The organism is Streptomyces vietnamensis (assembly GCF_000830005.1).
GTDB lineage: Bacteria > Actinomycetota > Actinomycetes > Streptomycetales > Streptomycetaceae > Streptomyces > Streptomyces vietnamensis.
Window position 1 is genome coordinate 87,440 of record NZ_CP010408.1, and the last position, 26,563, is coordinate 114,002.

Below are 26,563 nucleotides of genomic sequence, written 5' to 3' on the forward strand. Positions count from 1 at the left end.
AACGCGGAGTGCACCTCTACACCCGCGGCATGGTCGTCACCACCCGCTGGCCGGACCCGTCCGAGGCCCCGGCCGGCGTCCACTTGGGATCCCTGCGCAACCACTGACGCACGGCAGGCACGACAGGCACGCCCGGACGGCCCGTACGGATCGGAGGATCCGTACGGGCCGTTTCGCGCCGCCATCCGGTTGCACCGCGAGCCCGCATCGTTACTGGCCGCGCCCCAGGGGGGCATCGGTCTGCACGAACGATCGTGCCGACCGGAGGGAAGAACGATGACGAGCAGTCGTCACGGAACCGGAGCCAGGACGCGGCTTCGTCGTGCCGTCGCGAGCGGGTTTGCGGGGGCGCTCGTGCTCGGAGGCGTCCTCGGTCTCGGCGCGACGGACGCGGGCGCGGCGGCGCCGACCTGCCTGGGCCGCCCGGCCACGATCGTCATCACCACGCCCGGCGTGACGACGAACGGGACCAGCGGCGCGGACGTGATCATCGGGACCTCAGGCGATGACATCATCCACGGCTTGGGCGGGAACGACCGGATCTGCAGCCTCGGTGGCACCGACGTCGTCAGTGGCGGACTCGGCAACGACCAGCTCGACGGCGGCACGGGCTCCGACGAGCTGGTCGGCGATACCTTCGGCATTCAAAGCAACACCACGGGCGGCGGCAACGACCTTCTGATCGGAGGCGACGAGGCCGACACTCTGATCGGGGACAGTCGGTCCGTGGACGGCGGAGACGCCACAGGCGGCGGGAACGACCGCCTGTACGGCGGCGACGACGCCGACGTCATGATCGGCGACAGCTTCGGCACCAACGCGTCCGGCGGCGGGCGCGACTACCTCGACGGCGGCGACGGCACCGACGACATGGGGGGCGACTCCCGGGCCCTTCACGGCACCGCCCAGGGCGCCGGCGACGACGTGCTCTTCAGCGGAGCGGGCGCCAGCGACCGCATGGTCGGCGACAGCGACGCCGACGGCAACGTCGAAGGCAACGACGGCGATGACACCCTGATCGCGGGCGGCGACAGTGTGATCGTTATCGGGGACCACAACATCCATGACGAGTTCGGCGGTTACGCGACGGGCTCAGGCCGTGACCACATCATCGGCACCGGCGGGCCGGACCTGCTGGTCGGCGAGAGTTCGGTGGTCGACGCCAACCTCAGCTCGGCCAGCGCCGACCGGATCGAGGGGGGCGGCGGTAACGACCAGATCTTCGGGGACAACACCGACTTCTTCGTCACCAGGACGGTCGGCACCGCTGGCGGCCGCGACGACCTGCGCGGCGACGCCGGGGCCGACACCCTCCGCGCCGGCCCCGGCGACGATGACCTCGACGGCGGTGCCGACGGCCCGGACGTCTGCGACGGCGAGGCTGGCACCGACAGCGCCACCCAGTCCTGCGAGACGACCCCGAACGTCCCGTAACGGCAGCCCAGCAAAACCAGTGGCCCCCGGGGTGCGCGTTGACGCACCCTGGGGGCCATGTCCGTTCCGCCCAGTACCGGTCCGCGCCGCGTACACCGACGCGACGATCACCGTCTCCCAGGCGTACGGCCCGGCCAATGGCGCTCACGCTCGCTCCCCACTCGGTTCAGCCACGGATCAAGTGGGGCGACGAGTAGGGGTGGTCGTTTCCAAGAATCGCCATCACGCCTTCTCGTACGCCTTCAGCGCGTCGGTCTCGACCTGGTCCGCCGCGAGACCCCAGCGCAACTTCCTCGCGGTCCGCCGTACCACCGCATCGATGACCATTAGCAACATCATGTCCGAGCTTCAGTCGCTCGGGTCGCTATGTGGCGGCCCAGGTTATCGGGGAAGGCTTATGCCGAGTTCGCGCATGGCGCTGGACGGGGGGCCACCTTCGCTGTGCTCGGTCTTGCGGCCTTGACAATGGGTTGGAGGGCGCCGGGGTCGACGGGGGCAGAGCTGGCATAGAGGCCGTTGGGCTCGGTGTCGCGGCCGTACGGAAGGTGCCGGAAGCTCGTGAGGCCTTGACGGTGGCGACTTCGCCCCAGCCTCCCGCGCGGCGCACGTCTTGCTGCTCACCGTCGCGGCGCTGGCCTGCCCCACCCTGATTGCACGTTTCCACTTCGGCAGCAACCGGCTGGGGCAGGTATAGTGCGGTGCAACTTGTTACTCAGGCGCGAGGCCCCCACCACGGTGGGGGCCTCTCCTTTTGTGTCAGGCGATCCGGAGCTCCGGGCGGCCCTTCGTCGGCGGGGCCGTCTGGTACTCAGGCGCCTTGAGCACCGGCAACCGTCCCGCCCTCATGTCTTCCAGAGCCTGCTGGAAGGCCTCTTCCATCGAATCGATGCTGTCGTACTTGGCTGCCAGCGGGTGAAGCCGGTATCGGTTCCCGCCGCGCTCTTCTGCCTGTCGGCGCAGAACGAAGTTCAGGTCGAAGAGCGGCGCAAGCAGCGTGCTGACGGTGGCCGCCGACACCTTGTACTCAACCGCCATGGTCCGCTGGCTGGGCAGACCGCCACCGTTCTCGCTGCGGAAAACCAGGTACTGCAGGAACTTCACCGACGGCGCGCTGATGGGCAGCGCCCAGATGCGCTCAGACACCAGCGGTGACATCACGGGAAGTGCCATCGGCTACGTCCTCCGAATCAAGTGGTCGTTGAGACTCATCCTGTACGCCGTCTCGGGCGAGCAGTCAGGGGGGTGCCGGAGAGCCCCAGGTCGAGCTCTTCCTGGTGATGAATCAGCTCGGGCCCGATCTGGTGAGGGAACCGGTCGGCGGGGTCGGCACCTTGTGGAAGGTTGCTCTCGATCTCGGCGAGCACGTCTCGCTGCTCGTTGCTCCCCCCGAAGAACCACAGGCGAACGTTAAGGCGGATCAACCCGTTGCCGACCCGCTCCAGCCAGCCGAGCTCGCACAGACGCCGCACCGCACGGTTGACAGTAGGACGGACGATCTTCTTGGAGTTTGGAGTCTTGACAGCAAGCTTGTTGAGCCCGTCCGTGATCTCCTGCTGGGTGTACTCGGTGATCCCGGTGCCCCGTTTCTGACCGCCGGCCACGTACAGGAAGACGCACAGCTCGCTCCGGGTGATGGCGTTCGCGATGAACAGCTGCGCCAGGAGCTGGGTGAACCAGTTGCTCGAGATGCTGTAGCCGAAGGGACCAGCCATGTCGTGCGACCGGCGGTCATCGCTGTACTCCGCGGTGACCTTGACGTTCTTCAGTCGTCGGCCGCCGGCATGTGGGTCGGCAGCCTGTTGAATCGTCTTACCCAGCTGCTCGCCGAGGAGGCTGAGTAGCTCGTTGCTGACAACGTCTTCTGTTGTGGCGGGTGAAGGTACCGATCGGGGCCGTCGCGGCTCTCGCGACGGCGAAGCAGGTGTCACTGGACCCTCCTTGTTACTCAGGCGGTCCGAGCGTATCTCAAAAGTTAGGCCCTGCCTTACTTTTGACGCGGCGACACACCCTACAGCTAGGCATGCGGAGAAAGTTTGGCTGTGCCTGATTTTCAGTGCGCACAGGCGCCGAAAGTTAGGCCACGCCGAACTTTCAGTCGCGCCTAGCGCGACATTTCCTGAGGGCCGACGGGAGGTGCGACGGTCCGTGGACAACCCTGCGACCTGGGGCGTTGCCCTACCACGCGCCCACCTCCAGAAAGTTTGGCCTGGCCTAACTTTCGATGCGGAATGTGCTGCCTGCGTTAACAACTTCAACCCTAAAATGTCGCGGCCGGAGCATGATCATCTTCGTAATTCCGCAGGTCAGAGCCCTATCGGAGGTGCGCGCTTCTTATAAAAGAGCGGACGGGCGGCCGCTCAGAGAGCTTCCCCAGACGGTGCTGGGCGCCCTCCACCGTCCTGCGGTGAGCACGATGCCGGCATCTCTCCGAGCCCTGTATGCACCTCAGCCACCGAAAGTCAGCCACGACGCTGGGGTTTGCCGAACGACGGCGCACGCGTGTGCCTCCAGCAACCCCTTCCCGGTATCAGCCACGCTATCTATCTGTTCCTCGGCGTCAGCCAGTGACTGCTCAGGGGGACAACGCAGGCTCCGAGGACATGGCCTTTGATCTTGAAGGGGGATTGGGAACCCCCAGTGATGGTCAGTCCAGCACGGCCAGGTGCTGGCGGGGTTCGGGGCTCGCCCCGATGGGGGTCCAGGGGGCAAAGCCCCTTGGCAACGGTCCGCGCGCGACAACGGACAAGAGCCTCGCCGTCGACGTCAGGTGAGCAAGGCCCGTCGGCAGGAGGGGTGATCGGCGCGGGCTCACGGGACCGCTCCGCCGCAGTGGAGATCACGCCCCGCGGGAAAGGGCACAGCCCCCGCTCTAGCCCCTGTAGCCCTGGTGTGGTCTTGCCATCAGGACACACTGGCAAGAGGTCCTGGGAGCCAGGCGTTGACCGGTTCTGCATTGCCGAGGACCGGTGTGAAGACCTGCTCGAACGGCCCCCTGGCTCGGAGCTGGTTGAGGGTGGTGACGCCGGCCCGAAGCGCGGTGGTGGCGAGCACCGGGTCGCTGGCGGCAAGGCTGCGCAGGTCGGCAATCCGGCGGGCGAGGCGCTCCTCGGACGCTCCGGTCAGGACCATCAGAAGTCGGGGGAAGACCGGGTAGCGGCTGCGCCAAGCCGGCATCGTGGCCTGGCGACGGGGCCCGCGGGCGCCCTTGGCGGTTGGAGGCTGGGGAGCGTACGCGTGGTAGGCGGCGTAGGCGTGCAGTTTCTGGGCCAGGCGGGCGATCGTCATCTGGGTGCGGTCGACCTCGATGAAGAACGTGAGCAGGGTGCGCTGTCGTGCTTCGGTGTGGACGTAGTTGAGGACGGCATCGGGGACGAGGCACAGCTCTTCCCCCGGTCGGGCCTCGTCACGGTAGTAGTGCGCGATCTCTGGCGACCAGTCCAGGGGACCGCACTCGTGGTCGAGTCGGCGGGCGTGCTCGACGAACGCGGCTCCGGTATCCACGACTGCAAGGGTGTGTTCCTGGAGCGGGCCGAGGGCAGCCTCGGGGCTCATCCGGTACGGGCGCTGCTGAAGCAGACCGACCGCTTCGACGGCCTGGGCGCCCTTTTCGGTGAGCCACCACAGCAGCTCGGTCTGGCCGGTGGTGCGGCGGCCGACGACGCCAGCGAACCCGGCTTCGCGAAGGGTGTGGAGCTGGCGGCGCAGGTACTCAGTGCGGGTGTGGTGCGGGGTGACGAGCCGGTGGAGCTGCCTCGTGGAAACCAGACGGTGCTGGTAGAGGACCTGGGCGGCCTGCTGGGCGACCTGGCCCAGCCCGGTGGGGGCGGACTGCGGGTAGGGCATGGGGTACTCCCCTTCTTCTAGTCGATGACGCTGGTGGGGTCGCCGGCGTTCGTTCCGCCCGGGCGTCGTCCGGTGTGGTGGGCGAGGACGGTGCTGTCGAGGACCTCGAGGTCGGCGAGGATGTCGCTCAGCGGGCGGCGGTTGAGGTTGGTGTCGATCGCCTGGTCGAGGGCAGGGACGCCGGCCGGGTTGTCGTAGTGCGCGAAGACCTCATCCACGGGCAGGCCGCGGACGCGGAAGGGCGTGGTCCTGCCGCCGTTGAGGTTGACGGACATCACGTAGTGGTACTTGGGGAGTTCGGTGATCGTCTCCGGGCTGACGTGCCCGTTCCACCTCTTGGCGACGAAGGCAGCCTCGTCGTAGTCCGCGGCGCAGGTGCTCAGCCAGGACTGGTTCTGCAGCAGGGCCTGGCGGGTGATGGCGGAGAGCCGGAGTGCCATCTGGGTCATGCCGATGAAGCGCACCTCGTACTTGCGCAGCTGCTCGGCGATGGCGGCGAGGAACCCCTTGCTGGAGGAGTCGAGGGCGGTGAGTTCATCGCCCCAGGCCCAGAAAGTGTTCCGTTGCTCGCGGGGGGTGTCCTGCCGGGAGAGTCCGGCGCGGTGCAGGTCGTGGATGAGCAGGCAGCTGACCAGGGCGTCGCTCTCGCTGCCGGACGGGCAGACGAACACCACCTTCGAGGTGTCCATGGCGTGGCGGACGTCGTATGCGGAGCGGGGGCTGCCGAAGAAGCCCTGGAGGCTCTGGCTGGTGTCGAGGCGGTCGATGGCGTAGGTGACGGTGGGCACCGCGTCCGGGCCGAGTTTGGGGAACGTGGTCTCCCAGTACGCGCGGACGCGGTCCGGGAGCTTGGGCAGGAGCTGCTCGCGCCAGTCCTCGTCGGTGAGCCAGGTGCGCAGTTGGAAGAGGGTGCACTGCGCCTCGGGGTGGCCGGCCTGGACGGCCTGGAGGTTGAGCAGGGCCAGGGCCTGGGAGGCGCGGGCCAGGATCGTGCGGGCGCGGGGGGCGTTGTCGCCCCAGTCCTGCGCCGCGGCGATGCCCTCGGTGACGGAGCGGACGATGTCCTGGACGTCGGAGAGGGTGCGGCCTTCCATGGACAGGGGGTTCCAGGAGACGACGGGCTGGTCCGGGGCGGTCTTGGCGAGGTTGATCTCCCAGAGCCGATCGGCGATCTCCGGGTGCGCAAGGTAGGGCTTGGCCCGGGCCCAGCCTTCGCCGTGCGGGTCGAGGAACCAGCAGCCGTAGCCGGAGTGCGCCATCGCGATGCACTGCACGAGGGCCTCTTCGGTCTTGCCGTGGCCGGCTTTGCCGAGCTGGAGGCCGAAGAGGAGGTCCTGCACCCGGGCGGCGCCGATCCGTTCGCGGCCGTCCGGGTAGACGACGGCGCCGAGCGGGATCAGGTCGCGCTGTCCGGTGTAGACGGGGAGGTCGGCCGGGGCCGGCGGGACCAGGCCGCCGGAGCGGACCACGCTGGAGGCGGCGCACTTTACCGTCGGCGGCTTGAGCCAGCCGGCCAGCTCGGGCACCGTCAGCCACTGTCGGCGATGCGGCGCGAACTCCCCGCTCGCGAACCGGCGCTCGAAGTGGCCGATCGACCAGCTGTGGGGCCGGTGGACCTTGAGGTAGTTCTCCCCCGAAGTCATCGACAGCGCGGCAATCAGCTGGTGCATCCGGGCCAGGGCCAGCTGCGGGTGCGCGGCCTCGGTCCGCAGCAGGATCTGCACGGCGAACACCGCGCCCGCGCCGGGCTCGAGCTTGCCGACTCCGTCACGCAGGTCGGCCTGCCGCGGAATCCGCTCGGAACGGCCGGTGGACCCGGCGCCGCCGGACCAGGCGGAGGTCATCGTCCCCCAGAACCCGCCCCCTCCAAGTCCACCGGTGAGGCGCTCGCCGTACGCGGACGGCCCGCGGCGGGCGGCCCGGGCCATCAGGCGGCGCCGGCGGCGGGCCAGGCGGCGCTCGGAGACCGGGACCAGGTCGAAGACGGCCTCGGCCTTCTCCCCGTCCTCGGTCCGGACCGAGGACATGGCCGCGGCCAGCTGCTGAAGCGGGTCCGGGCTCAGGCCGAGCGAGGCGAGAGCCTTGTAGTCGGGCAATCCCAGGGCCAGCTCGGCGCGCTGCACGTACCGGCGCCCGCTCGCCCTGGCGGTGGGCGCTGACGTCGGTTTGGCGAGGGAGATGACGGCGGTCACGACGTACCTCCCGGGCCGGTGAAGCGAACCGGCCGGATTTCGCTCTGTCCTTGGTGGGTTCGGACCTCCACCTCGGCGAAGCCGGGCATGGCCAGGATCGCGGCCGCGGCCGCCGGCCCTTCGATGTAGCAGCGCATCTTGCCGTCCACGGCGGTGTACCGCAGTCGCACCGCGGATCCCCGGGCCGGAACACCGTCAGCCGCGTAGTGCACCCGGCCGAGCTGGCGGGCCCAGCGGCCCACCTCCCCCTCACTGGGGTCGAAGGTGGCTGTCGGGATGGCCTCGACCTGCACCCTGTCGGCGAGCGCCTCCCGGACCAGCGCCGCGCGACGGATCGTCCACCACACCCAGACAGCCGCCCCCAGGACGCTGAGGGCGAGGAGGTACGGGGCGGCCGCGTCCAGCGTGGCCCGGAGTTGAGCGAGGAGCTCGTCGACCGGCAGGTCCGGGAGGCTCATGTCGTTCGGCCCAGGGCCGGTCGGGATGGGATGGTGTGCTTCATGGCGCCTCCAGGTCGGGTGGGAAGAAGCCCTTCACCTGGACCAAGTAAGAATCCGGGGCCCGTTCAGACACCGAGTCCGAATGCTTTGCCATCCCTTGAACTGTCTCGGCCTCGGCACAGGTCGAGGCAGTCGTAGTCCCGTAGCCCGGCCGTGCAGCAACTACTCATCATCGCCACTCATGCATCGCCGCCTCTCGCGCACGGGCCACGCTCGGCCTCCGCGCGCCTCGAAGACGCACCGGAGGATCGATAGCATTCATCGCCCCAACTGATCACACTAAGGACCGATGGTGCCCAGCCGCATCAAGCCCGTACTCCCTGGCGATCCGCGCCGAATAGGTACGTATCGTGTCGTCGGCCGGCTCGGGAGTGGCGGCATGGGTACCGTCTACGCAGCCGTCGATTCTGCTGGGCTCCGCCTGGCTGTCAAGGTCATCCACCCTGCGCACGCCGCCAACGAAGAGTTCCGGGCACGCTTCCGCCGTGAGGTGCGGCTCTCCGAAAGGGTGACGGGACCGTGCCTGGTCCCAGTCCACGATGCCGACACCGACGGGCCCGCTCCATGGCTTGCCACCCCTTTCGTCCCCGGGCCCACCCTCGCCCAGTACGTTGCCGCACACGGCCCAGCACAGGGGGCGCCCTTGTACGCTCTCGCGGCGGGAACCGCGGCCGCGCTCACTGCGGTGCATGAGGCGGGGATCGTGCACCGGGACATCAAGCCCGATAACGTGATCCTCTCTCCGTCCGGTCCCAGGGTGCTGGACTTCGGCATATCCCGGGCTCTGGACGGCACGTCCGTGACGCGAACCGGGGTCGTCACCGGAACTGCGGGCTGGATCAGCCCCGAGCACTACCAGACGGGCGCGGTGGGTCCTGAAGGCGACATCTTCGCCTGGGGTGCTCTCGTCGCCTATGCGGCTACGGGCCGTCTTCCGTTCGGCACGGGTGCCCCTGATGCCGTGGCCTTCCGTGTCATGTCCGCAGATCCGGACCTTTCGGATATTCCTGACGATCTTTTGCCTCTGCTCGAGAACGCGCTGACCAAGCGCCCAAGCGATCGGCCTCATGCGGCAGAACTCGCCCGTGCCTGCTCTGCCTTGCTCGCCACGCAGGACACGGCAGTCGTACCACCCGCAGATGAGCAGTGGATGTTCCCGGCTGGCCTGCCAAGCGTTCCTTGGGATGTGCCGGACGAGGACGATCGGGCCTGGCGGACCGATGTCCTTCGGCGAGGGCGCCGTGGAGTCTATGCGGCAGCCGCGGCGATTGCCCTCATCGCAGGAAGCATCGGCGGAGTCGTCGCTGCGCAATCCGCCACCAGATCCGGCCAGACGCCCATAGCCGGGCCGAGCAGATCGATCGCCCCGACCACTTCCACCGCACCAGCGCCGCAGCGGTCTCCGGAGGAAGCACGTCGGCAGAGCACTTCGCCCGCGTCCTTGGCCACCACGGCCCGTTCAGCCCCGGTCGAGGCCCCGACGGCATCCCCCTCCCCCTCACTGCAGCCGCCACCGTTCACCTACCTGCCAGCCGAGCTGGACTGCACCCCGCGAAAGGACCCGGAGATCGAGGGAGCATGGCAAACCGTAGCTCCGGTGGGTGAGGTCCGGCCCGGCGACGCGGTGGAACTCTCGCTGCGCAACAAGTACGGCAACTTCGATCCCGTGCAGCCGGAGATGGACGTCGTGGCCCGTGTGTACGTGCCCGACGGGACGTCACGGCTGGCACGGGCGAGCCTGCAGTCCGACACCTCAGCGATCGTCACCTGGCCAGGCGACTTCGCCGGAGCCACCGCCTCCTACCCCCCGGGCACGTACACCGTGGTGTGGTCCGTCGGCGACGGTTCACGCCGCCATATCACCTGCACCGGATTCACCGCATCCTGACCACAGGCCGACCACGCACGTGGTGGCCATGCCCGGTGGGCTACCGCGAGGTGCGCAGCAGGTCGCGGCGTGCGGTGACCAGGGCCCGCCACCGGGCGCGGGTGGCTGTTGCGCTGTCCAGCCAGCGCGGTGGGGTGTGGTCGTTGGGCAGGGGCAGGTCGGCCATGAAGTGCGCGATGTCGGTGTAGTAGGCGTACATGCCGTTGCTGGTCTGTTCGCGGAGCCGGGCGATGGTGGCGGCCAGCGCCTCGTGGTCGCCCTGGACGGCTTGGTGGAAGGCGACGGCGACGTCGAGGGTGGGCGTCATGGAGGTGAGGCCGGCGGCGTCGAGTTCGGTGCGCAGGGTGCGGACGCGGTCGTCGAGGGTCGGGTTGCCGGCGTCGCGGATGAGGGAGGCGATGGCGGCGTTGATCGTGGTGGCCCGCAGGTCGAGGTTGGCGAGGAGCCGCTGGGCCAGGTCCAGTTCGTCGTCCGCCTGGCGGGGGTCGGTGAACGCGACGGCGACGGCCCGCATGGCCTGGGTGTGGGCAGCTTCGCCGGCCTTGGCGTGCTGCTCGGCTTCGAGGCGCCCGGCCAGGTACGCCTCGGCCGCGCGCTCGACTTCTCCCTGGACCCAGTACAGGTCGCCGAGAACGCGCTGGTGGCGGCCCTCCCAGCCCAGCTGCTGGGCGGCGGCAAGGGCGGTGGGGAAGTCGCCGGCCAGGCGGGCGGCCTGGGCCAGGCCGCGGCGGGCGGCGGCGGCCAGGCGGCCCCCGTGGTCGGCCACCTGCTGGTAGCCGCGGCGGGAGTCCTCGTCGCGTCCGATGTCACGCAACGCCTTGGCCCGGTAGTAGAGCGGCATCTCCTGGAGTTCGGCGGGCAGCAGGCCGGAGTCGATGACGGCGGTCAGCCGCTGGACGGTGCGGGCGCGGTGTTCGCGCTGGCGCCGGGCCAGGGCGCTGAGGGTCTCGACGAGCGCGTCGGCCGGCGTGGACAGCTCGGTGCCCTGGTGGCCGTGGGCGGGCGGGTCGAGCGGCTCCCACACGGAGTCGCCGATGTAGGAGAAGGCGGCGTCGGCGAGCCAGCCCAGCTCGTCGAGGTTGAAGTCGCGGGCCAGGCGCAGCCCCTGCCGAAGGACGCCGATCAGGACCGCGCGGTCCCGGCGTGGCCCGTGGGCCCATTCCTGCCCGAGGGCGGTCAGCGCGCGGGTGGCGGCCCGGTGCCAGTCCTGCTCGGACCAGCGGTCGTCGGTGTGGTCCTCGGCGTTGCGGATCGCGGAGCGGACGACCTGGTGGAGGTGGAAGGGCCACAGTCCGCTCTGGTCCTCGCGGATGAAGGGACGGTCGGTCAGCCGGAGGGCGGCGGCGTCGTGGGTGAGGCCGGCGACCTGGGTGGCCAGGGAGACGGAGAAGGCGTCCAGCAGGGACACCGAGCGCAGGACGTGGCGTTCGTCGCTGGTCAGGTCGCTCAGCGTGCGGGAGATGAGGGCGGGGAAGTCGCCGAAGTCGTCCGGCTGCGGGGTGCGTCCGGTGCGCCGTATCTCCAGGAAGCGCATGACGGCGAGGTCGAGGTAGAGGGGCAGGCCGTGGGAGCGGGCGGTGATGGCGGCGCGCAGGTCGAGCCCGATCAGGGGCTGGCCGCCTGTGGCCAGGCGGCGGGCGAGGTGGTCGTCGCAGTCCTGGGGGGAGAAGTCTCCGACCAGGATCTGCCGTACGGCGGGGCCGTGGTGGGCGCGGGCGCCGGGCACGTGGCCGGCCAGGCCGGGCCAGGCGGTGGGACCGGTCCAGTCGAGCTGCCCGGCAAGTCCCTCCTCGGCCCACTGCAGACGGTCGCGGCCGGTGATGACGAAGAAGACGTTCGGCATCAGCCACACGATGCGCTGCAGCAGCCGCTCGAAGTCGCGGTGGGTGCGGGTCCCGACCTCCTCGAAGCTGTCGAAGAGGACGACTGGGGTGACGCGCTGGTCGGCGGGGAGCTGGTGCAGGTCCCAGGCGAGCAGGTGGGCGGCGAAGCTGAGGGTCTCCAGGTCCGCCTCGGCCTCCAGGATGTCGGCCAGGCGGGCGCAGCCGGCCAGAGCGCGCACGGTCTGGCGCCGCTCGCGCAGGGCGCCGACCAGGGCGGTGGTGAGCTGGCCGACGGCGCCCCCGATCGTGCCGGGCATGGCCAGGACCTGGGCGACGTCGGCCAGGGAGGACTGCAGCTGGCTGGGCAGGTTGACCGCGTTGCTGAAACGGCTGAACAGCCCGCCGCGCCGCAGGTAATCCTCCAGCGGCTCGCCCGGGTGATTGCGTTCCCAGTGGCGGCGCAGGGCGAGGTCGAAGGCGGGCATGGGCCGCCCGAGGGAGGCGACGGCCAGGCGGATCGACAGCATGAGCCGCTCGAAGTCGATGCCGGTGGAGCGGGCCAGGTCGATGCGCACCGGCAGCAGCTTCTCGATCGGCCACGCCGGTTCGGCCCACTGTGCCGGTCGTCCTTCGGGGTGGGTGAGCGACGCCTCGATCTTGCGCGAGAGCGTCGACTTTCCGATCCCTCCGACCCCGTGGGCGACCAGGACGTTGTGCCGCGGGCCGGCGAAGTCCTCGACGTCGAACGTGGGGCCGGCGACGCGGTGCAGGTGATCGGTGAGCGCCGTGACGACGGCCTGCCACTGAGCCTGACGATTCGTGAACGCCTCCTCGGCCGCCACCGACTGGTCATTCGCTCCGAACAGCATCCGCAGATCCCGCGCCACGTTCGCCCCCAAAAGAAGATCAACACCGGTAGCAACCTACGTGCCCCGACCCTGCCGCACAGCCGCTTTCGGCAACACCGACCGCCCGGCCGCATGGTCTCAGCCAGCGACAATGACGCCCATCACCCGATCGATACCCCGCGGAAGGACACCGCCTTGTCTGAGCCCATCACTCCTGAGGAAGTCGAGCAGCAGGTACTGGAGATCAACGCCTGGTACGCCGAGCAGCTCATGGCCGAACGGCGCGCCGGCACGCCCGACCCCGAGCGGCTGAAGGCCTTGAAGGAGGGCCTGGCGGCGTGTGCCGCCGACCGCCAGGCCCTGCAGGATGCCGATGAGGAGGAGGTCGCCGAGATCGCGGCCCGCTACGCGGCCCGTGCGAAGGAGCTGCGGGAGTAGCGCAGGACGGGAAGCGGCGAGGTGGGGATCGTGGACGCAAGCACGCGCGGCTGCAGGCCGGCAGGCATCAACGGCCAGGCCAGCGCGGCGATCTCGACCAGCTCGCGGTGGTACTGCGGCAGCTCGCCCTGCACCTGCCGAAGCAGCGCCCAGAACGGCCCCGCCTCGGCCAGGGTGTAGGGGCGCTGCTGCTCCGCCTCCACCACGTCCCCGCCCCTCGGCGGCTTCGCCCAGACGCCGCCCGCGAGGCGCGCGTTGCGGTACACCGCCGTCAGGTCCCGGCGGATGACGGAGACGGAGTCGACGAGGTCCGGAACCTGCTCGGCCGCGCGGACCACGTCCGCGAGCACGGCGAACGTGCGGTCGTGCGCGGCGGCCTGGGTGAAGCGGGGGATGCCGCCGAGGCGGGCCACGCCCGCGCACCGGGTCGCGATCCCCAGCCGGCTGTCGGCGGCCCGCATCCCCAGCACGATCAACTCCACCCGGCGGCCCGCCGCACGGTCCCGCCGTGCGGAGTCGAGGAAGTGGGCGACGTCGTCCGGGGCGATCTCGATCAGCAGGTCGCCCCGGCGCTCGCGCACATACTGCTCGGCCTTGTGCTGCCAGGACCGGTAGTCCGGGCGGATCCGGGCCGACGCCGTACGCGGGTCCTCCTCCAGGAGTCGGCGGTAGTCGGGGTGCATTGACTTGAACAGGCCGCCCTCGATCCGGACGGGCCGACGGGCGCGCAGCACGCGGCGCAGCGTACGGGCCGTGTAGGACTTCCCGGCCCCCTGCGGCCCTATCACGTACAGCGTCACCGGCTGCTCGTGCGGCGTGATGCCGCTCAGGTACATCGGCACGATCAGCTCGTCGAAGACGAATCGGTGCTCGTCGGCGGACAACCGGTGGTAGTCGACCCCCGGCGGCACCATGAGCGGCTGGGCGATACGGCGCACCGGCTCGGCCAGCGCCACAGCCCGCTCCAGACCGGCGGCCACCGCGAGCCGCCGCTCCGGCGTGCTCACCGCCGGGTGCAGTTGCTGCTCCAGGCCGGTCACCTGACGCCTGAACCGCCAGGTCTCCGGCGCCGTCCACGGCCGCGTCCGGGCCGCCTGCAGCGCCCGGTGCGCGCCGACGGCCGGGGCCGGGCCGGTCAGCTGGTTGTTGTAGAGCACCTGAAGGTCGCGCCGTACCACCATCACCTGGTCGGCAAGCCGCTCACGCTCGATGGTCTCCAGCGACTCGGGCAGACGGCGCACGCACTGGTCGTGGTTGTCCCAGGACACGTACCGGCCCGCTCCGTCCTCGGCAACCTGGGCCATGTAGCGCTCCAGCACACTCAGCTGTGTCACCGCCTCCGCCTCGGCAACCACGACCACCTCGACGCGATATCCCGCGTCCCGGTAGGCGCGGGCCTGCTCGGGGTCGACGACAGGGGTTTCGACCAGCGCGTCGAACCGCCGCTCGCGTACGTACTCCTCGACCTCCGCCTGCCACCGCAGCACGTCCGGCCGCACCCGCACGCCAGCGGTGCGGTCGTCGCTGTGCAGGAGACGCCGGTAGGCGGGGTGAGCGGACTTGTAGAGGTCGCGGCCGATCAGTACCGCGCCGCCCCGTCGGTCGAGCATCGCCTTCAGCACCTGGCATACGGTGGACTTCCCGCTGCCGGGCGGTCCACCGACCAGCACGGCCACGGGCTGCTTCTGAGGGACTGCGTCGCTGGTCCAGGCGGGCAGGATGTGCGACGCCAGGATCTCCTCGTGCTCGTGCTCGGACAGTACGACCGGGATGACATCTGCGTCCCTCACCCGGTTCCTCCATCGTGGTGGCGGCAGTCGAGAGCGGCATGGGGCTCGGGTATCGACAGGCGAGTGGACGGAGATCTCACGTACTTCTCCACGGGACGGACGGGCGGCACGACACGGGCGGGCTTGACCGGACGGGCTACGCCTCCCGGCACGGAGAATGACTCATTACGGCTGCTAGGAGCCAGTTTCTGTTTAACAACAATAGAACCTATAGATCTACCCGGTCAAGCTTGAAGGGCAGGTGAGTGCTAGATTCTGTTAAACACAAACTGGAGGGGACCCGATGGGCCGACCTGCCACCGGAAAGACCCCAGTCATGGGCTTCCGCCCGCCCAAGGCACTGCGTGACGAGTTCGAGCAGCTGGCCAAAGCCGAAGGCCGCAGCCCATCGGAGGCCCTGATCGAAGCCATGCACGACTGGGTCAGGAAGAAGCAGCGCCGGCGCAAAGCCGCCGAGGACGGTACGCAGACCACAGCCTGAGCCACCGCGCAAAACTCGTGAAAGCCACCAGCCGCGTGGCCCCAGTCAGCCACGGCGCGCCATAATCAGGGCTATGGCTTCTTCCTCCGCCTCTGCCCTGCCGTCGGCGTTCGACGTGCTGCGCACGCGCTACAGCAGGCGGCTCCCTGCTCGGCTGGAAGACCTGACCGGCCCCACCCAGGGCAGCGTCGACCTGCCGTTGCACGTGGTCTGGTCAGGCCGGCGCAGCTACCAGCTGGAGGGCATCCGCTCGAGGATGAGCCTGTACCGCACCGTGCTCGCCGAAGGCCAGCGCGAGGACCTGGAAGCCATCCTCAACCAAGACCTACTGATCAGCCAGTGGCCGGTCCTGCGCACCCTCGTCAGCCGCCCCCTGCGTGATGCGTGGGAAGCAGCCTTTCCCCAGCTCGCCGCCACCCGGGGCGCCTCCGCCGCGTGAACCTGAACGACCTGCACCGCCAGCTGCTGGCCGATGTCCTCGCCATCGGCACCCCCTACCCCCTGGTCATCACCGGCGGCTACGCCGTCCAGGCCCATGGCCTGGTCCGCCGGCTGAGCCAGGACCTGGACGTCGCCACCGAGAACCCTGCACCGATGGCCGACATCGTCCGCACCGTCAGCGACGGCCTGGCCGCACGCGGCTGGACCGTACGGCAGATCGAGACCGACCCACTCTCCGGCCGACTCCTCATCACCGACCCCGCCACGAGTGAAGAGTGCGAGGTCGACATTCTCAAGGAGGCCTTCTGGGCCCCACCCACTGTGACCGAGTACGGGCCTGTCCTCTCTCTCGATGACGTGATCGGCACCAAGGTCCGCGCTCTGGCCGACCGTGGCGCGGTCCGCGACCTGATCGACGTCCACGCCGCTTCCCGCCACCGCACCAACGCCGACCTCGAAGCTCTTGGCCGCCGTCACGCCCGCTTCGAGTTCAGCCTCCACGACCTACGCGACCGCCTCGTGGGTGCTGAGTGGTGGGACGATCAGGACTACGCCGACTACAACCTCACCCCCGACCAGATCACCGGGCTACGGACCTGGGCCCTTGCCTGGGCCACCGATCTTGAGACACGGCTCCTGGCAGAAGACCCGCCGGACGACGAATAGCGCCAGGAACGGACAGCCATCGGACGCGGCCCGGGGTTGGTTCACCGCGTACCTCAACGCCGACGGGAACCCGACGGAAGGGCTGGTCGACGACCTGTCGAAGCTCTAGGCCCCCGCCAAGGACTTCGACACTGTTGGCGAATCCAATCCGTCGCGTTGTGCGTAGCACTGCCGTGCGGCTCGATCGACTTTGCCGCCGGGGTGGGGGCGGGCCTGATGGCCATGCTCACTGAGTGCATGACGGCATGGGTAGTGTCATCGGGCGTGGCGGCAACGGAGAGGGAAAGCCGTGTCTGATGAGGTGACGAATTGGTTAGCCCGGACCGCTTTACCTCTGAGCGGCCTGACCGCAGGCGTTTCCACCGCTGACCTCCAACCCCTGAAGCGCATCCTCGACGGCGTACGGATCGTGGGCTTGGGGGAGGCCACCCATGGGGCGAGTGAGTTCTTCCAGCTCAAGCACCGCCTGCTGGAGTTCCTCGTCGAGGAGATGGGGTTTACGGTCCTGGCCATGGAGGCCAGCGCATCGGCCGGCCCAGCAGTGGACGCCTACGTCCGTCAAGGCGTCGGTGACGCCGCAAGGGTGCTTGCCGGGCTTGGGTTCTGGACGTGGCGGACCCGTGAGGTGCTCGGGATGATCGAGTGGATGCGCGCGTACAACCGGGGACGTCCAGAAGACCAAAAGGTGCGTTTTGTGGGTATCGACCCACAACAGTGCGGTGTCTCCCTGGCTGTACTCGGCTCCTTCCTGCGCAAGGTGGCACCGGATCGCGAGGCCGACCTTGTCTTCCCACTCCGAGTGCTCGCCCAGGCGTATCCGGGATCGCGCCCTGATCCTCAGCGGCGCCTGGTGCACGATGCGGAAGAACTGCTGGGGTTCCTCCATGGACACGGCCCCGGAGCAGCCGACGCTCTCCGGCATGCCCGAATTCTGGTGCAGGCCGCCGACCTGGTGACGCGAACCAGGCAGCACACGGATGCGGAGCAGACCGTCTTCGCCGCACGCGACCGGTTCATGGCCGAGGCCGTCGGAGAGCTCCTCAATGATCCATCCACCAAGATCGCTCTCTGGGCACACAACGGGCACATCACCAAGAGCCGTCACGGTGGAGCGGTACCGGCGATGGGGCAGCGTCTGCATGCACGGTATGGCGACGCCTACTACGCACTCGGTCTGCTGTTCGGCAGCGGCTCCTTCCGTGCCCGTCGGATGTGGCCCGGTCCTTGGTCTCGCCCCCGCGCCGGCGCCCCCGTCTCCAACCGGATCGGCCCCGCCCGCCCGGACACCGTGGAAGCCCAACTCGCCGCCGCCAGTCCGGGCGACCACCTCGTGGACCTGCGCAGCGCAGCCACCGCGCCAACGGCAGTACGGGAGTGGCTCAACGGTCGGCATCACATGCGAAGTTTCGGCGCCATGGTGCCGCGCTGGTTCTACCGCTTCAACGTGAGCCCTGCCTCCCTGGCCGAGGAGTACGACGGGCTGGCCTACGTCGCGGTGTCGACCGGTTCCCAGCCTCTCCCGACCTCCTAGACGCCCCCATTCCAGGCCAGAGCAAGCTCAAGAGCAGTCTGCGGAAGCAACACGGACCGCTGACCTGCTGTCGCGGCTACTCAGAGGGCGGGATGTGTGCTTATGTCCGTTTCGTCGTTGGGATGAAGTAGCCTTCGCCTGACGACTTCGGACGTGGCAGGTGAACAGCCCCGGTTCTGGCTCGGTCAGGATGTTGCGCCCGGTCAGGCGCTTGAGCTTCAAACGGACGTTGTTGATGTTGTTCGGAGCCGGGTCCAGGTCCATCGCCTCGCACACGCCCCGTGCCCGTAGCGGACCGTCTGCCTGGGCGAACACCGCCATGATCTCCTGGTAGGCCGCCCCGTCCGGCAGCTCCGGGGCGGACGCCGACGGCGCGGGCGGGCCGGGGTCGGGCAGTTCCAGCAGCGTCTTGCGGGTGATCCGCACTTCCTCGGCGGCCCGGCCGAGCTCGTCCAGCACGGCGGTGACGCGCAGTGTGTAGCCCTGACCGCGCCGTACGACGCCCTGGTCGAGCGTGGCGCGCTCGGCGGGTCCCAGGTCGGTGGCGCGGAGGAAGCTGGTGATTTTGCCGGGCATGTCGAGGGTGACCAGCAGCTCCGGGGCTGGGCGTCCGCCTCCTCGATGACGGCGTGGTCGGGCAGGAGGTCGGCGATGGCGGTGCGGATTGCGCCGCAGCTGACCCGGTGGTCGCAGGCGAGGGCGGCGATCGAGCGGCCCTCCAGGTACGCGGGGCGGACGGCGGCGGTCTTGTCGGCCGGGACGCCGGGGCGTCGTCCACTCTTGTTGGGCGGCACATGGGTCATCACGCCTGCTCAGGGCACCACCGGTCCGGAGCCGCCAAGGCTCCGGCGTTGGCGCGAGCGCCGACGGGAACGGCTACTTGGTCCCGCCTCCGCTGACGGTGCGAAGTCCCCGGCGGGCGGCGAAGCGCACTGATCCGGCTCTGGGTTCCCGAGTCGGTCGTGGTGCGTGGCCGGATTGAAGGTGAGGGCGAGGGACCGTGGTCCGCTGGTCCGTGTGAACAGGTGGGGTGTTGGCAGGGCTGCATTGGCAAGGCGGCGGGAGAGCGCCCTGTGCAGAGTCGGAACGTCCAAGTAGGGGCACGTGTCTGCACCCCGGTCCGTCAGCACGTGGAGCAGAGCGGTCGTGAAGGCCGTGTACGGGCTTGCAGGATTCGCTGGGTCGCGGTCCAGAGCCCATCCGTCCGGCCCGGTGGCTGTGAGGACGTACTCCTCCTTCGGGCCACCGGGAGCTGTGTCCTCCGCGTCTGTCCGGTCGGAGAAGTCGGCGAGCGCACTGCCGCTGGCGCATGCGTCGAGGATGACTAGTGTTCTGTTCGCCTGACTGCCACGCACCAGGTCGTGAACATAGGTGAAGGGCAGCGCCGTATCCGTGATGCTGCTGCCGGAACTGCTACCGAGGAACAGGTCCCCGCGAAGATCGGTAGTTCCGTGACCTGCGAAATAGAAGATCAGGGTGTCAGTTGCCTCAGCGGCCGCCGCCCTGAGAGCGCTGATCGTCGCATCGGGTGTCGCCTCGTCCCCGATCAGGGTGACTGTCCGGGGAACACCGAGATCGCCGAGCTGTTCTGCCAGCTTGAGGGCTGACGCTTCGACGCCCGGCAAGGCTGTGCCCTGCTGGCTGGCGCCCACGACGACGGCGCGGGACTCCTGCGGGTCCGGGCAGGTAGGCCGAGAACCCGCCTCCCGATGCCCCGTCCGGTGCGCCCCACAGCGCTCCGGTGCCACCGGGTACCGCGTCCACTCGCGTGACTCGCCTCCGGTCGGGGCCGTCACCGTTCGCTGGTGCTGGTTAGCCGCGAGTCTGGACAGCCGAAGGAGAAGCTCGCCCACGTCATCGCGGGCCGCGTCGGTCCGGCGGATCTGACGCATGGCCGAGGCGAAGACACCTTCGGCGAGGTCCGCGCAGACGCGGTTGTCGGGCACACGCGAGTACAGGTAGCGGTGCACGACCACGGCGAACTGTTCCTTCAGCGCCCACTCGTCCACTTCACAGGGGACGGTGGGTACAGGGGCCTCCCGGGGCGGGCGAGTAGTTTTAGCGAGCTGCGGCCGGCTCGACGAGGTGCCGGCCGCTCCGAGAGAAGAACTGGCGAGGAGTCGGCGGAAGACGTCGCTGTCCTCCGCCCGATCGATGTCATGCCGTTGGCCGGCCAACGCGCTCATCCCTTCTCAATGCGGCGCCGGTGGCGGTACAGGGCCCCTTCCACAGCTCGGGGAGTCGTCCCGTCGGCGAGGAGTTCGGCGATCTCCTCGTGCGAGTAGCCGTCGGTATCCAGGGCGATGATCCTGGCGAGTCTCGGATCGCGGGCGTGCAGGGTCTGCAGGGCTTCCCTGGCCGCGGTCCTGTCCATGGCCAGGGCACCTACTCGCTGGTGCGTGGGAACAGGTGCGGACGATCCCAGCTGCTGCGCCAGGTTCCGGAGCTCCAGCCTGCGCACGTTCTGGCGGTCCAACCAGGCCCGATATTCGTCGGCGAAGGCGTAGATGCAGGATCCGATGAAGTAGGTCTTCAGACTGGCCCCGCCGGCCGGATTCCACTGACGGGCTTGCAGCGCCTTGTCCTTGAACCGCTTGAAGGCTCTGAGGATCGTGTCCTGGACCAGGTCACAACGGTCATCCTCGGACCAGTCTGACGGGGGATCCCCCAGCCTGATGCCTCTGCGGGCACACTTCGTAAAGATCTTGCGGCTGATGGTCCAGGCATGCAGGACATGCAGGCCATGGTCGATCAGTTGCTCGGCAAAGGTGTCGAACTCCGGTCCTTCGAATCCGGACTGCTCGAGGTACTCGACAAGGGCTAGATCATCAGCGTGCTGCTGAGACGGTGCGCTCGCGGGTGGTTGCGGGTTCGGCTGCTCGGCGCTGGGGCCGATGGGGCGGCGGGGCAGCATCGGACTGCCAGTTTCGGGGGGGCTTCAGCGTGTAGGCGACCTCAGCGGATTCAGATAGAGATGGTGACGAGGACGAAGGTCATCGAGGACGGTGGAGTGCTCTGACTGCACAACATGGGCGGATCCCCTTACTCGGGTCGGCTTGGGCCTGTACGCCGCTGCCTCGCAGGCCGGCGGCATCGAACGGTTCTCGCTCCTCTCCTAGGGGCCTGCGGGGGGGCTACCCCACGGCCTCCACGAAAGTTCTCGAAGTTTTTTCTGGCCGTGGGATCCGGGGCGGAAGCGTCCGTAAGAGGCAGCGACCGGCGTCGCCCGACGGCCGGCCGTACTCGAGGAGACCACGATGGTTCAGAAGCATGATCACCTCCCGGATGAAGCCGACACGACCCAGGACTCCAGCCTGCCCGCGCACTCTGGGCCCTCCACCGTACGGGAGCTGTCCCCGGCAGCGAAGGCCCAACTGCCCGAAGGCACCCCGTCGAATGACGTCGATCACCAGCACGAGACGCCCACCAGCGGCGCTCGAGCGCCAGGCCGTCTTCGGCGAGCTTGCACGTTCATGGCAGTCCATGCCGCGAAGGGCGCAGCGACCTCGGCCGGAGGGCTGCTGGTGACCGCCCTCTGGGTCTACCTCTCCCATCGCTAGCGATGGTCTATCGCACGGTGGTCGGCAACCCGGCAGCCTCATGCGGGGCCGCAACGTACGCCTCCGGCGGTCAGGCGTGTCCACACCCGACCACTCCGGCTGACCGACCGGGAGGCTGCCCGCTCGACCGCGGCAGGCCTCCCGGTCGGTGCCGGGCGCGGCCCGGCACCTTCAGCCCACCAGACGCCCCCAGGAGCAGGACTAGGTTCGGCGAGCGGGGCTACTGCCCCGGCGGGCCAAGGAGCCAACGCGGGGAGACCACCTCCGCGGCTCGCCACCGACCCCGGTCTGCGGGTTCAGGAGCGGTGACAGGCGGCGCACGGGACTTTCTGCGTCCGGCTGCCGACGCCGCGCGGAGCGGGGGGTAGTGGAGCCTGGGACAAGTCCGGCACCTCGCCGAGGCGACGGGATTCGTGAGGTACACGGCCACCGTCGGCGCCGCCCGTCTGGCGTTCCAGGATGAATCCGGCAAGTCGGTGCTCCTTGACCGCCTCTCCGACGCGTGGGCCTGGCTGGAGGCGCACGCTCTGCTGTCCAAGGTCCCGAGCCAGACCGAGACGTTCCGACGAGTCACCCAGGCGGGCCGCGATCTGCTGGCGGACCCGCAGGGCATCCTCCGGTTCGACGCGCGCCACAGACTGGCCGGCCCCTTGCACCCCGCGCTCGAGGGCACCATCCGGACGTACTACGACCTCGGCGACTACGAGACGGCCTGCTTCGCCGCGATAAAGGCCGCCGAGGTCACCGTCCGGGACACTGCTGGGTACGACAACTCTCAGCTCGGGGTCGGGCTCATGTGCAAGGCGTTCACACCGCACCAGAACGGAAAGACCGGCGGCCCACTCGCTGACGTCGGCGCCGAGGGCGGCGAGCAGGAAGCAGCTTCCGCGTTGTTCACTGGAGCCATCGGCGCCTACAAGAACCCGACGAGTCACCGGACAGTCGACTTCGAGGATCCGATCGAGGCGGCCGAGATCATCCAGCTCGCCAACCTGCTGCTGCGTCAGGTCGACCGCGCGGCACACCGCCAAGCCATGGAGCTGACGGACTGATCGCCACCGCCCCGCCAGACGCTGACGCAGCGAAGCAGCGCGGCCCGTACTTCCAGAGGGGCTGGTGCGGCCGACCTGCCGGCGACGACGAGTCCAGGCGTGGGAGCAGATGACGAACTAGATCCAGGCTGCGGGGCTGAGCTTCGGTCGCTTCAGTCGCTCGGGTCGCTGAAGTGACAGCCTCGGAGTGACCAGCGACTAAAGCTCAGCGACCCTGGAAATCTTCAGTCGCTGGAACAAAAGCGCAGGTCAAGAGCCTGATAGCGACATGGGCAGCGACTGAAGCGACCGAAGTTCTACATATCGGTGCTGCAGATCGCGTGTGTGCGTGTCATATATAGGCGTCTTGAGTCGCTTCAGTCGCTGATTAGTCCTGGATGGTGCCCCTGACCTGCGGGTTTATTGAAGCTACCGAAGGCGCTTGCCCAGCGATCGAGTCGCTTGTGTCAGTCGCTCGGTCGCTGGTCGGGCAAGAGAGCGGCACGCCCGGATGGGAAGGTGGTCCACCCGAACAGACGTCTTCGCTAGTCTGTCTCCGTCGTTGAGTCGCTTCAGTCGCTATTGGGAGATCGAATGCCTGCTGACCTGCGGGTTTCCTCCAGCGACTCAAGGAGCACCATCGCTCCAGCCGCCCAGCCCAGTCCGTTGACGCTGGCCCGCTGGTGTGCCAGCCACGGCTGGCCGGTCCACCCGCTCGCCCCCGGTAAGAAGACCCCCGCTGCCAACTGTCCCGCCTGCCGCGAGCCCGGGCACGACCGCAGGACCTGCTCCTGCCGGACAGCAGGCCGTTGGTGTCACGGCTTCCACGCCGCCACCCTGGACAGCATCCGTATCCAGGAATGGTGGGGACCCAGGCCGCAGATGGGTGTGGGCGTGGCCTGCGGGCCGGCGAACCTCGTGGTCATCGACATCGACGCCCACCCCGCACCGCCACCGGCACGTAACCGGCTCCTGCCCGGCATCGACATCGCCGAGGACATCGACGTGTCCGCGATGACCACCGGCTTCCACACCCTGGCTGTGCTCGCCGCTCTCCGCGGTCAGCCCAGCCCTGCCGACGACACCACCACCCTGCGGGTGCGCACCCCCTCCGGTGGCCTGCACGTCTGGTACCGCCAGACCGATTCCCGCCGCTGGCAGTGCTCCTCCGGCTCCAGCACCACCCGCGCCCTGGCCTGGCAGGTCGACGTCCGGGCCGACGGCGGCTACATCATCGCGCCCGGCACCACCACCGATGCCGGCACCTACACCCCGCTCGGCACCGTCCGGACCCCGGCGCCGCTCCCGGCCTGGCTCGCCCAGGAACTCCAGCGCACCCACCACCTGCCCGCCGCCCACGTATCCGCCCCCCGCCCCGTTCCCGGCCGCGCCCGGCAGGCGGTTCTCGCCGCCCGTGGCAGCGGCAACCCCGTCGTTGCCGTACTCACCACCGTCCTCGCCGAGATCGCCGACTGCGCCCACGCCGCCGAAGGCACCGGGTTCACCGAGAAACTCAACCGCGCCGCCTACACCGTCGGCGGTCTCGTCGCCGCAGGACACCTCACCGGTCAGGACGCGGAGAACGCCCTCATGGAAACCGCCCGCCTCGCCCGTCCCGGGCAGGAATCCCGTGCCCAGGCGATCATCCGCAGCGGCATGACCGCCGGAGCCCGCCGTCCCCTTCACCCCGGGAGCCGCCCGTGACCAGCCCCGCCGGCGGCGAGCCGAACATGCTCTTCGACTTCGACCCCCACGCCATGGCCGAGCAGATCATGGCCAAGGCCGCGCCCGTCCTGCCGCCCCAGCACGGCGTACCGGCCGAGCAGACGACGCCGACAGCCCCGCCGACCGCGACCGCCCACGGCCTGCGACCCGACTCCCTCACCGACCGCGGCAACGCCAAGCTCTTCGTCAGGCTCTACCAGGCCGACTTCCGCCACGTCCCCGGACTGGGCTGGTACCGGTGGGACACCACCCGCTGGCAGGTCGACGAGGACGACTCCGTCCTGTGGGCCGCCGGCGAGATCGGCGAGCACCTCGCCACCACCGACCCCACCGGCGAGCACCCGGCCGAGGCGCTCAAGAAACACCGCCGCCGAGCCCTGAGCACCTCCGGCATCAACGCGATGCTCACCCAGGCCAAATCCGCGCCCGGCATGGTCCTCAAGGCCGAATACCTCGACGCCGACCCCTACGCCCTGTGCACCCCGGCCGGGATCGTCGACCTCCATACCGGCCTCGTGCGCACCCCCGACCCAAACAAGGACTTCCACTCCCGCTCGACGACCGTCGGCCCGGCCGCGATGCCGATCCCCAGATTCCAGCGCTTCCTCGCCGACACCTTCGGCGACGACGCCGAAGGCACCCAGATGATCAGCTTCCTGCAGCTGCTCCTGGGCTACTCCATCACCGGCGACGTCGGCGGCCAGGTCATGCCGTTCCTCTTCGGCGCCGGCAAGAACGGCAAGTCCGTCCTCCTCGACGTTTCAATGAAGCTCCTGGGCGACTACGCCGACGCCGCACCGCCCGGCTTCCTCATGGCCCGCCTCTACGAAGGCCACCCCACCGACCTCGCAGAACTCCACGGCCGACGCGTCGTCGTCTGCTCCGAGGTCAAGCCCGGAGACAAGTTCGACGAGGCCCGTGTCAAGCACCTGACCGGCGGCGACCGCATCAAGGCCCGCCGCATGCGGCAGGACTTCTTCTCCTTCAACCCCACCCACAAGCTCTGGCTCCTGGGCAACCACCGCCCCGAGGTCGGCACCGGCGGCTTCGCCTTCTGGCGCCGCATGCGCCTTATCCCCTTCGAGCGCACCGTCGCCGACGAGCGCCGCATCGACAACCTCGCCGACATCCTCGTCGCCGAGGAAGGCCCGGGCATCCTCAACTGGCTCATCGACGGCGCCCGCCGCTACCTCGCCGGCGAGAAGGACCTCACCGGCCCCGACAAGGTCCGCATCGCCACCAACGCCTACGCCGAGACCGAGGACCACACCGGCCGCTTCTTCGACGAAGCCTGCATCACCAACCCGGACTGCCGAACCGAGCAGAAAACCCTCTACGACGCCTACCGCGGCTGGTGCCTGAGCGAGGGATGCATCCCCATGAGCAACCGCACCTTCGCCGCCCGCGCCCGCGAACTGCTCGGCCTCGCCTCCCCGAAAGAGATGATCTTGTCGAATTCGAGGAAGTACTACCCTGGCATCGGGCTGCTCGCCGACGAGGAGATGGCATGAGTTCACTGATCAGCGAGAACGATCTCAAGCACGAGACCGCGCTCGTCTGGCTCGAGGACATCACCCACCTCGACTACGTACGCCAGAGCCTCGACCGTCTCCCCACCCGCAGCGGCAAGCCCGCCTACCACCGCGACGGCCGCATGGTCGGCTACGCCACACTCAGCGCCGACGCCAAGGCCTCCCGCGCCTCCGGCACCTTCCGGCGGCGCGTCTTCTGGCTCCTGCCCCACGACCGCGACAGCGAGCCCGTCGGCCTGTACGCCAGCTCCGCGCCGGCCGAAGCCGTAGACCCAGACACCCTCGAACCACGAGTCAAAGGCAGGAAGACGGAACGCTCGGAGGGCGGTCCTCCATCAAGCGCGATGCGGGAACTCGGGATAACGCTTCCCCTGTGACGCCAGCTTCCCGAGACAGAGACTGAAGCGACTCAAGCGACTGAACTCTCCACATCCCTGAAGCTTGAGCGCCTTGGAGTTCACGGCTCCCTGCGGGCTACTGAAGAGCCCGCCATCGGACACACTGGCCAGCCCCGTGAACCTCGGCCGACGACGGTGCCTGGACGACGCTGCGGCCCTCGCGTCCCGCCCAGCGGCGCGAGGGGAATCGTTCTTCTGCCCCGTTGCTGAAGCCGCACCCACCGGCTGGCGGCATGAATGCCCGCCGCAGGACTACGTGGCTATGTGCACGAGAACCGGCTCTGGCACACATTCCGTGAAGTTGAGTCGGCTCAGTTCGTTCCTGTACGGACACGAACCGCTGACCTGCCGGTTCATCAGGACTGCCGGTCCTGCAGGCCGAGGGCCGGCACAGGTTCACGGAATGTGTGCCAGACCCCGTTCTCGTGAACATCGGGCGCGG

21 protein-coding genes are annotated in these 26,563 nt (G+C 69.1%); 11 read left to right on the forward strand and 10 right to left on the reverse strand.

Annotation, left to right across the window (positions count from 1 at the left end; genetic code table 11):
- Positions 1 to 276: 276 nt before the first annotated feature.
- A complete protein-coding gene (locus SVTN_RS39790) occupies positions 277 to 1,434 on the forward strand; it encodes a calcium-binding protein (protein WP_107072811.1) in 1,158 nt (385 codons plus the stop codon).
- A 756-nt stretch (positions 1,435 to 2,190) separates the two neighbouring features.
- Here the strand turns inward: SVTN_RS39790 and SVTN_RS39795 are convergent.
- The 5 genes from SVTN_RS39795 to SVTN_RS39815 form a co-directional block, all read right to left on the reverse strand.
- The gene (locus SVTN_RS39795; RefSeq protein ID WP_041134823.1) at positions 2,191 to 2,604 is read right to left on the reverse strand and encodes a hypothetical protein; all 414 of its coding nucleotides are present in this window, start codon (positions 2,602 to 2,604) and stop codon (positions 2,191 to 2,193) included.
- A 35-nt stretch (positions 2,605 to 2,639) separates the two neighbouring features.
- Complete coding sequence (locus SVTN_RS39800; protein WP_041134824.1) at positions 2,640 to 3,362, reverse strand: hypothetical protein; 723 nt, start codon at positions 3,360 to 3,362, stop codon at positions 2,640 to 2,642.
- Positions 3,363 to 4,335: 973 nt separating this feature from the next.
- The gene (locus SVTN_RS39805) at positions 4,336 to 5,277 is read right to left on the reverse strand and encodes a replication-relaxation family protein (RefSeq protein ID WP_052499814.1); all 942 of its coding nucleotides are present in this window, start codon (positions 5,275 to 5,277) and stop codon (positions 4,336 to 4,338) included.
- 17 nt (positions 5,278 to 5,294) lie between these two features.
- A complete protein-coding gene (locus SVTN_RS39810; protein ID WP_041134825.1) occupies positions 5,295 to 7,469 on the reverse strand; it encodes a type IV secretory system conjugative DNA transfer family protein in 2,175 nt (724 codons plus the stop codon).
- Positions 7,466 to 7,927, reverse strand: a complete 462-nt coding sequence (locus tag SVTN_RS39815; protein ID WP_041134826.1) for a hypothetical protein — start codon at positions 7,925 to 7,927, stop codon at positions 7,466 to 7,468. Before SVTN_RS39815 ends, SVTN_RS39810 begins: the two co-directional genes overlap by 4 nt.
- A 331-nt stretch (positions 7,928 to 8,258) precedes the next feature.
- Here SVTN_RS39815 and SVTN_RS39820 point away from each other — a divergent pair, with 331 nt between their 5' ends.
- Complete coding sequence (locus tag SVTN_RS39820) at positions 8,259 to 9,857, forward strand: serine/threonine-protein kinase (protein ID WP_099055353.1); 1,599 nt, start codon at positions 8,259 to 8,261, stop codon at positions 9,855 to 9,857.
- Positions 9,858 to 9,897: 40 nt separating this feature from the next.
- Here SVTN_RS39820 and SVTN_RS39825 read toward each other — a convergent pair whose 3' ends face one another.
- Positions 9,898 to 12,549, reverse strand: a complete 2,652-nt coding sequence (locus SVTN_RS39825; protein ID WP_041134827.1) for a hypothetical protein — start codon at positions 12,547 to 12,549, stop codon at positions 9,898 to 9,900.
- A gap of 174 nt (positions 12,550 to 12,723) precedes the next feature.
- On the opposite strand from SVTN_RS39825, the gene SVTN_RS39830 reads away from it, so the two are divergent.
- Entirely contained in the window at positions 12,724 to 12,966 is a 243-nt protein-coding gene (locus SVTN_RS39830; protein WP_052499815.1) for a hypothetical protein, read from the forward strand.
- Here the strand turns inward: SVTN_RS39830 and SVTN_RS39835 are convergent.
- Positions 12,933 to 14,756: a zeta toxin family protein gene (locus tag SVTN_RS39835; RefSeq protein WP_041134828.1), complete on the reverse strand. Its 1,824-nt coding sequence runs from the start codon at positions 14,754 to 14,756 to the stop codon at positions 12,933 to 12,935. The genes SVTN_RS39830 and SVTN_RS39835 overlap by 34 nt on opposite strands.
- Positions 14,757 to 15,072: 316 nt before the next feature.
- Between SVTN_RS39835 and SVTN_RS39840 the strand changes: the two genes are divergently transcribed.
- The 4 genes from SVTN_RS39840 to SVTN_RS39855 all read left to right on the forward strand — a co-directional run bounded on the left by SVTN_RS39840 (position 15,073) and on the right by SVTN_RS39855 (position 17,875).
- Positions 15,073 to 15,237 carry a hypothetical protein gene (locus SVTN_RS39840; RefSeq protein ID WP_245728050.1) on the forward strand — a complete coding sequence of 55 codons (165 nt, stop codon included), beginning with the start codon at positions 15,073 to 15,075 and terminating at the stop codon, positions 15,235 to 15,237.
- A gap of 73 nt (positions 15,238 to 15,310) precedes the next feature.
- Positions 15,311 to 15,676: a hypothetical protein gene (locus SVTN_RS39845; protein WP_041134830.1), complete on the forward strand. Its 366-nt coding sequence runs from the start codon at positions 15,311 to 15,313 to the stop codon at positions 15,674 to 15,676.
- The gene (locus tag SVTN_RS39850; RefSeq protein ID WP_041134831.1) at positions 15,673 to 16,344 is read left to right on the forward strand and encodes a nucleotidyl transferase AbiEii/AbiGii toxin family protein; all 672 of its coding nucleotides are present in this window, start codon (positions 15,673 to 15,675) and stop codon (positions 16,342 to 16,344) included. The genes SVTN_RS39845 and SVTN_RS39850 overlap by 4 nt, the downstream gene beginning before the upstream one ends.
- Positions 16,345 to 16,633: 289 nt before the next feature.
- On the forward strand, positions 16,634 to 17,875 hold the full coding sequence (locus tag SVTN_RS39855; RefSeq protein WP_041134832.1) for an erythromycin esterase family protein: 1,242 nt from the start codon (positions 16,634 to 16,636) through the stop codon (positions 17,873 to 17,875).
- A 27-nt stretch (positions 17,876 to 17,902) separates the two neighbouring features.
- Here SVTN_RS39855 and SVTN_RS46465 read toward each other — a convergent pair whose 3' ends face one another.
- The 3 genes from SVTN_RS46465 to SVTN_RS39870 all read right to left on the reverse strand — a co-directional run bounded on the left by SVTN_RS46465 (position 17,903) and on the right by SVTN_RS39870 (position 20,789).
- Positions 17,903 to 18,451 carry a hypothetical protein gene (locus SVTN_RS46465; protein WP_342669718.1) on the reverse strand — a complete coding sequence of 183 codons (549 nt, stop codon included), beginning with the start codon at positions 18,449 to 18,451 and terminating at the stop codon, positions 17,903 to 17,905.
- Between the two features lie 236 nt (positions 18,452 to 18,687).
- Positions 18,688 to 19,884 (reverse strand): caspase family protein, encoded by a 1,197-nt coding sequence (locus SVTN_RS39865; RefSeq protein ID WP_041134833.1) that lies wholly within the window; start codon positions 19,882 to 19,884, stop codon positions 18,688 to 18,690.
- A 173-nt stretch (positions 19,885 to 20,057) separates the two neighbouring features.
- Positions 20,058 to 20,789: an RNA polymerase sigma factor gene (locus SVTN_RS39870; RefSeq protein WP_041134834.1), complete on the reverse strand. Its 732-nt coding sequence runs from the start codon at positions 20,787 to 20,789 to the stop codon at positions 20,058 to 20,060.
- 1,059 nt (positions 20,790 to 21,848) lie between these two features.
- Between SVTN_RS39870 and SVTN_RS41360 the strand changes: the two genes are divergently transcribed.
- The 4 genes from SVTN_RS41360 (at position 21,849) to SVTN_RS39890 (ending at position 26,100) form a co-directional block, all read left to right on the forward strand.
- The gene (locus SVTN_RS41360) at positions 21,849 to 22,487 is read left to right on the forward strand and encodes a TIGR02391 family protein (protein ID WP_052499816.1); all 639 of its coding nucleotides are present in this window, start codon (positions 21,849 to 21,851) and stop codon (positions 22,485 to 22,487) included.
- 573 nt (positions 22,488 to 23,060) lie between these two features.
- Positions 23,061 to 24,170, forward strand: a complete 1,110-nt coding sequence (locus SVTN_RS39880; RefSeq protein WP_078908858.1) for a bifunctional DNA primase/polymerase — start codon at positions 23,061 to 23,063, stop codon at positions 24,168 to 24,170.
- Between the two features lie 26 nt (positions 24,171 to 24,196).
- Positions 24,197 to 25,702 carry a DNA primase family protein gene (locus tag SVTN_RS39885; protein ID WP_041134996.1) on the forward strand — a complete coding sequence of 502 codons (1,506 nt, stop codon included), beginning with the start codon at positions 24,197 to 24,199 and terminating at the stop codon, positions 25,700 to 25,702.
- Positions 25,699 to 26,100 (forward strand): DUF6009 family protein, encoded by a 402-nt coding sequence (locus SVTN_RS39890; protein WP_041134835.1) that lies wholly within the window; start codon positions 25,699 to 25,701, stop codon positions 26,098 to 26,100. Before SVTN_RS39885 ends, SVTN_RS39890 begins: the two co-directional genes overlap by 4 nt.
- Positions 26,101 to 26,563 lie beyond the last annotated feature (463 nt).

Bases quoted from the DNA above. Each gene is read 5' to 3' on its own strand.
- SVTN_RS39790 (WP_107072811.1), top strand. From the start codon at position 277: ATGACGAGCAGTCGTCACGGAACCGGAGCCAGGACGCGGCTTCGTCGT.
- SVTN_RS39795 (WP_041134823.1), bottom strand. From the start codon at position 2,604: ATGGCACTTCCCGTGATGTCACCGCTGGTGTCTGAGCGCATCTGGGCG.
- SVTN_RS39805 (WP_052499814.1), bottom strand. From the start codon at position 5,277: ATGCCCTACCCGCAGTCCGCCCCCACCGGGCTGGGCCAGGTCGCCCAG.
- SVTN_RS39815 (WP_041134826.1), bottom strand. From the start codon at position 7,927: ATGAGCCTCCCGGACCTGCCGGTCGACGAGCTCCTCGCTCAACTCCGG.
- SVTN_RS39820 (WP_099055353.1), top strand. From the start codon at position 8,259: ATGGTGCCCAGCCGCATCAAGCCCGTACTCCCTGGCGATCCGCGCCGA.
- SVTN_RS39825 (WP_041134827.1), bottom strand. From the start codon at position 12,549: ATGCTGTTCGGAGCGAATGACCAGTCGGTGGCGGCCGAGGAGGCGTTC.
- SVTN_RS39840 (WP_245728050.1), top strand. From the start codon at position 15,073: ATGGGCTTCCGCCCGCCCAAGGCACTGCGTGACGAGTTCGAGCAGCTG.
- SVTN_RS39845 (WP_041134830.1), top strand. From the start codon at position 15,311: ATGGCTTCTTCCTCCGCCTCTGCCCTGCCGTCGGCGTTCGACGTGCTG.
- SVTN_RS46465 (WP_342669718.1), bottom strand. From the start codon at position 18,451: ATGCCCGGCAAAATCACCAGCTTCCTCCGCGCCACCGACCTGGGACCC.
- SVTN_RS39870 (WP_041134834.1), bottom strand. From the start codon at position 20,789: ATGCTGCCCCGCCGCCCCATCGGCCCCAGCGCCGAGCAGCCGAACCCG.
- SVTN_RS39880 (WP_078908858.1), top strand. From the start codon at position 23,061: ATGCCTGCTGACCTGCGGGTTTCCTCCAGCGACTCAAGGAGCACCATC.
- SVTN_RS39885 (WP_041134996.1), top strand. From the start codon at position 24,197: ATGCTCTTCGACTTCGACCCCCACGCCATGGCCGAGCAGATCATGGCC.
- SVTN_RS39890 (WP_041134835.1), top strand. From the start codon at position 25,699: ATGAGTTCACTGATCAGCGAGAACGATCTCAAGCACGAGACCGCGCTC.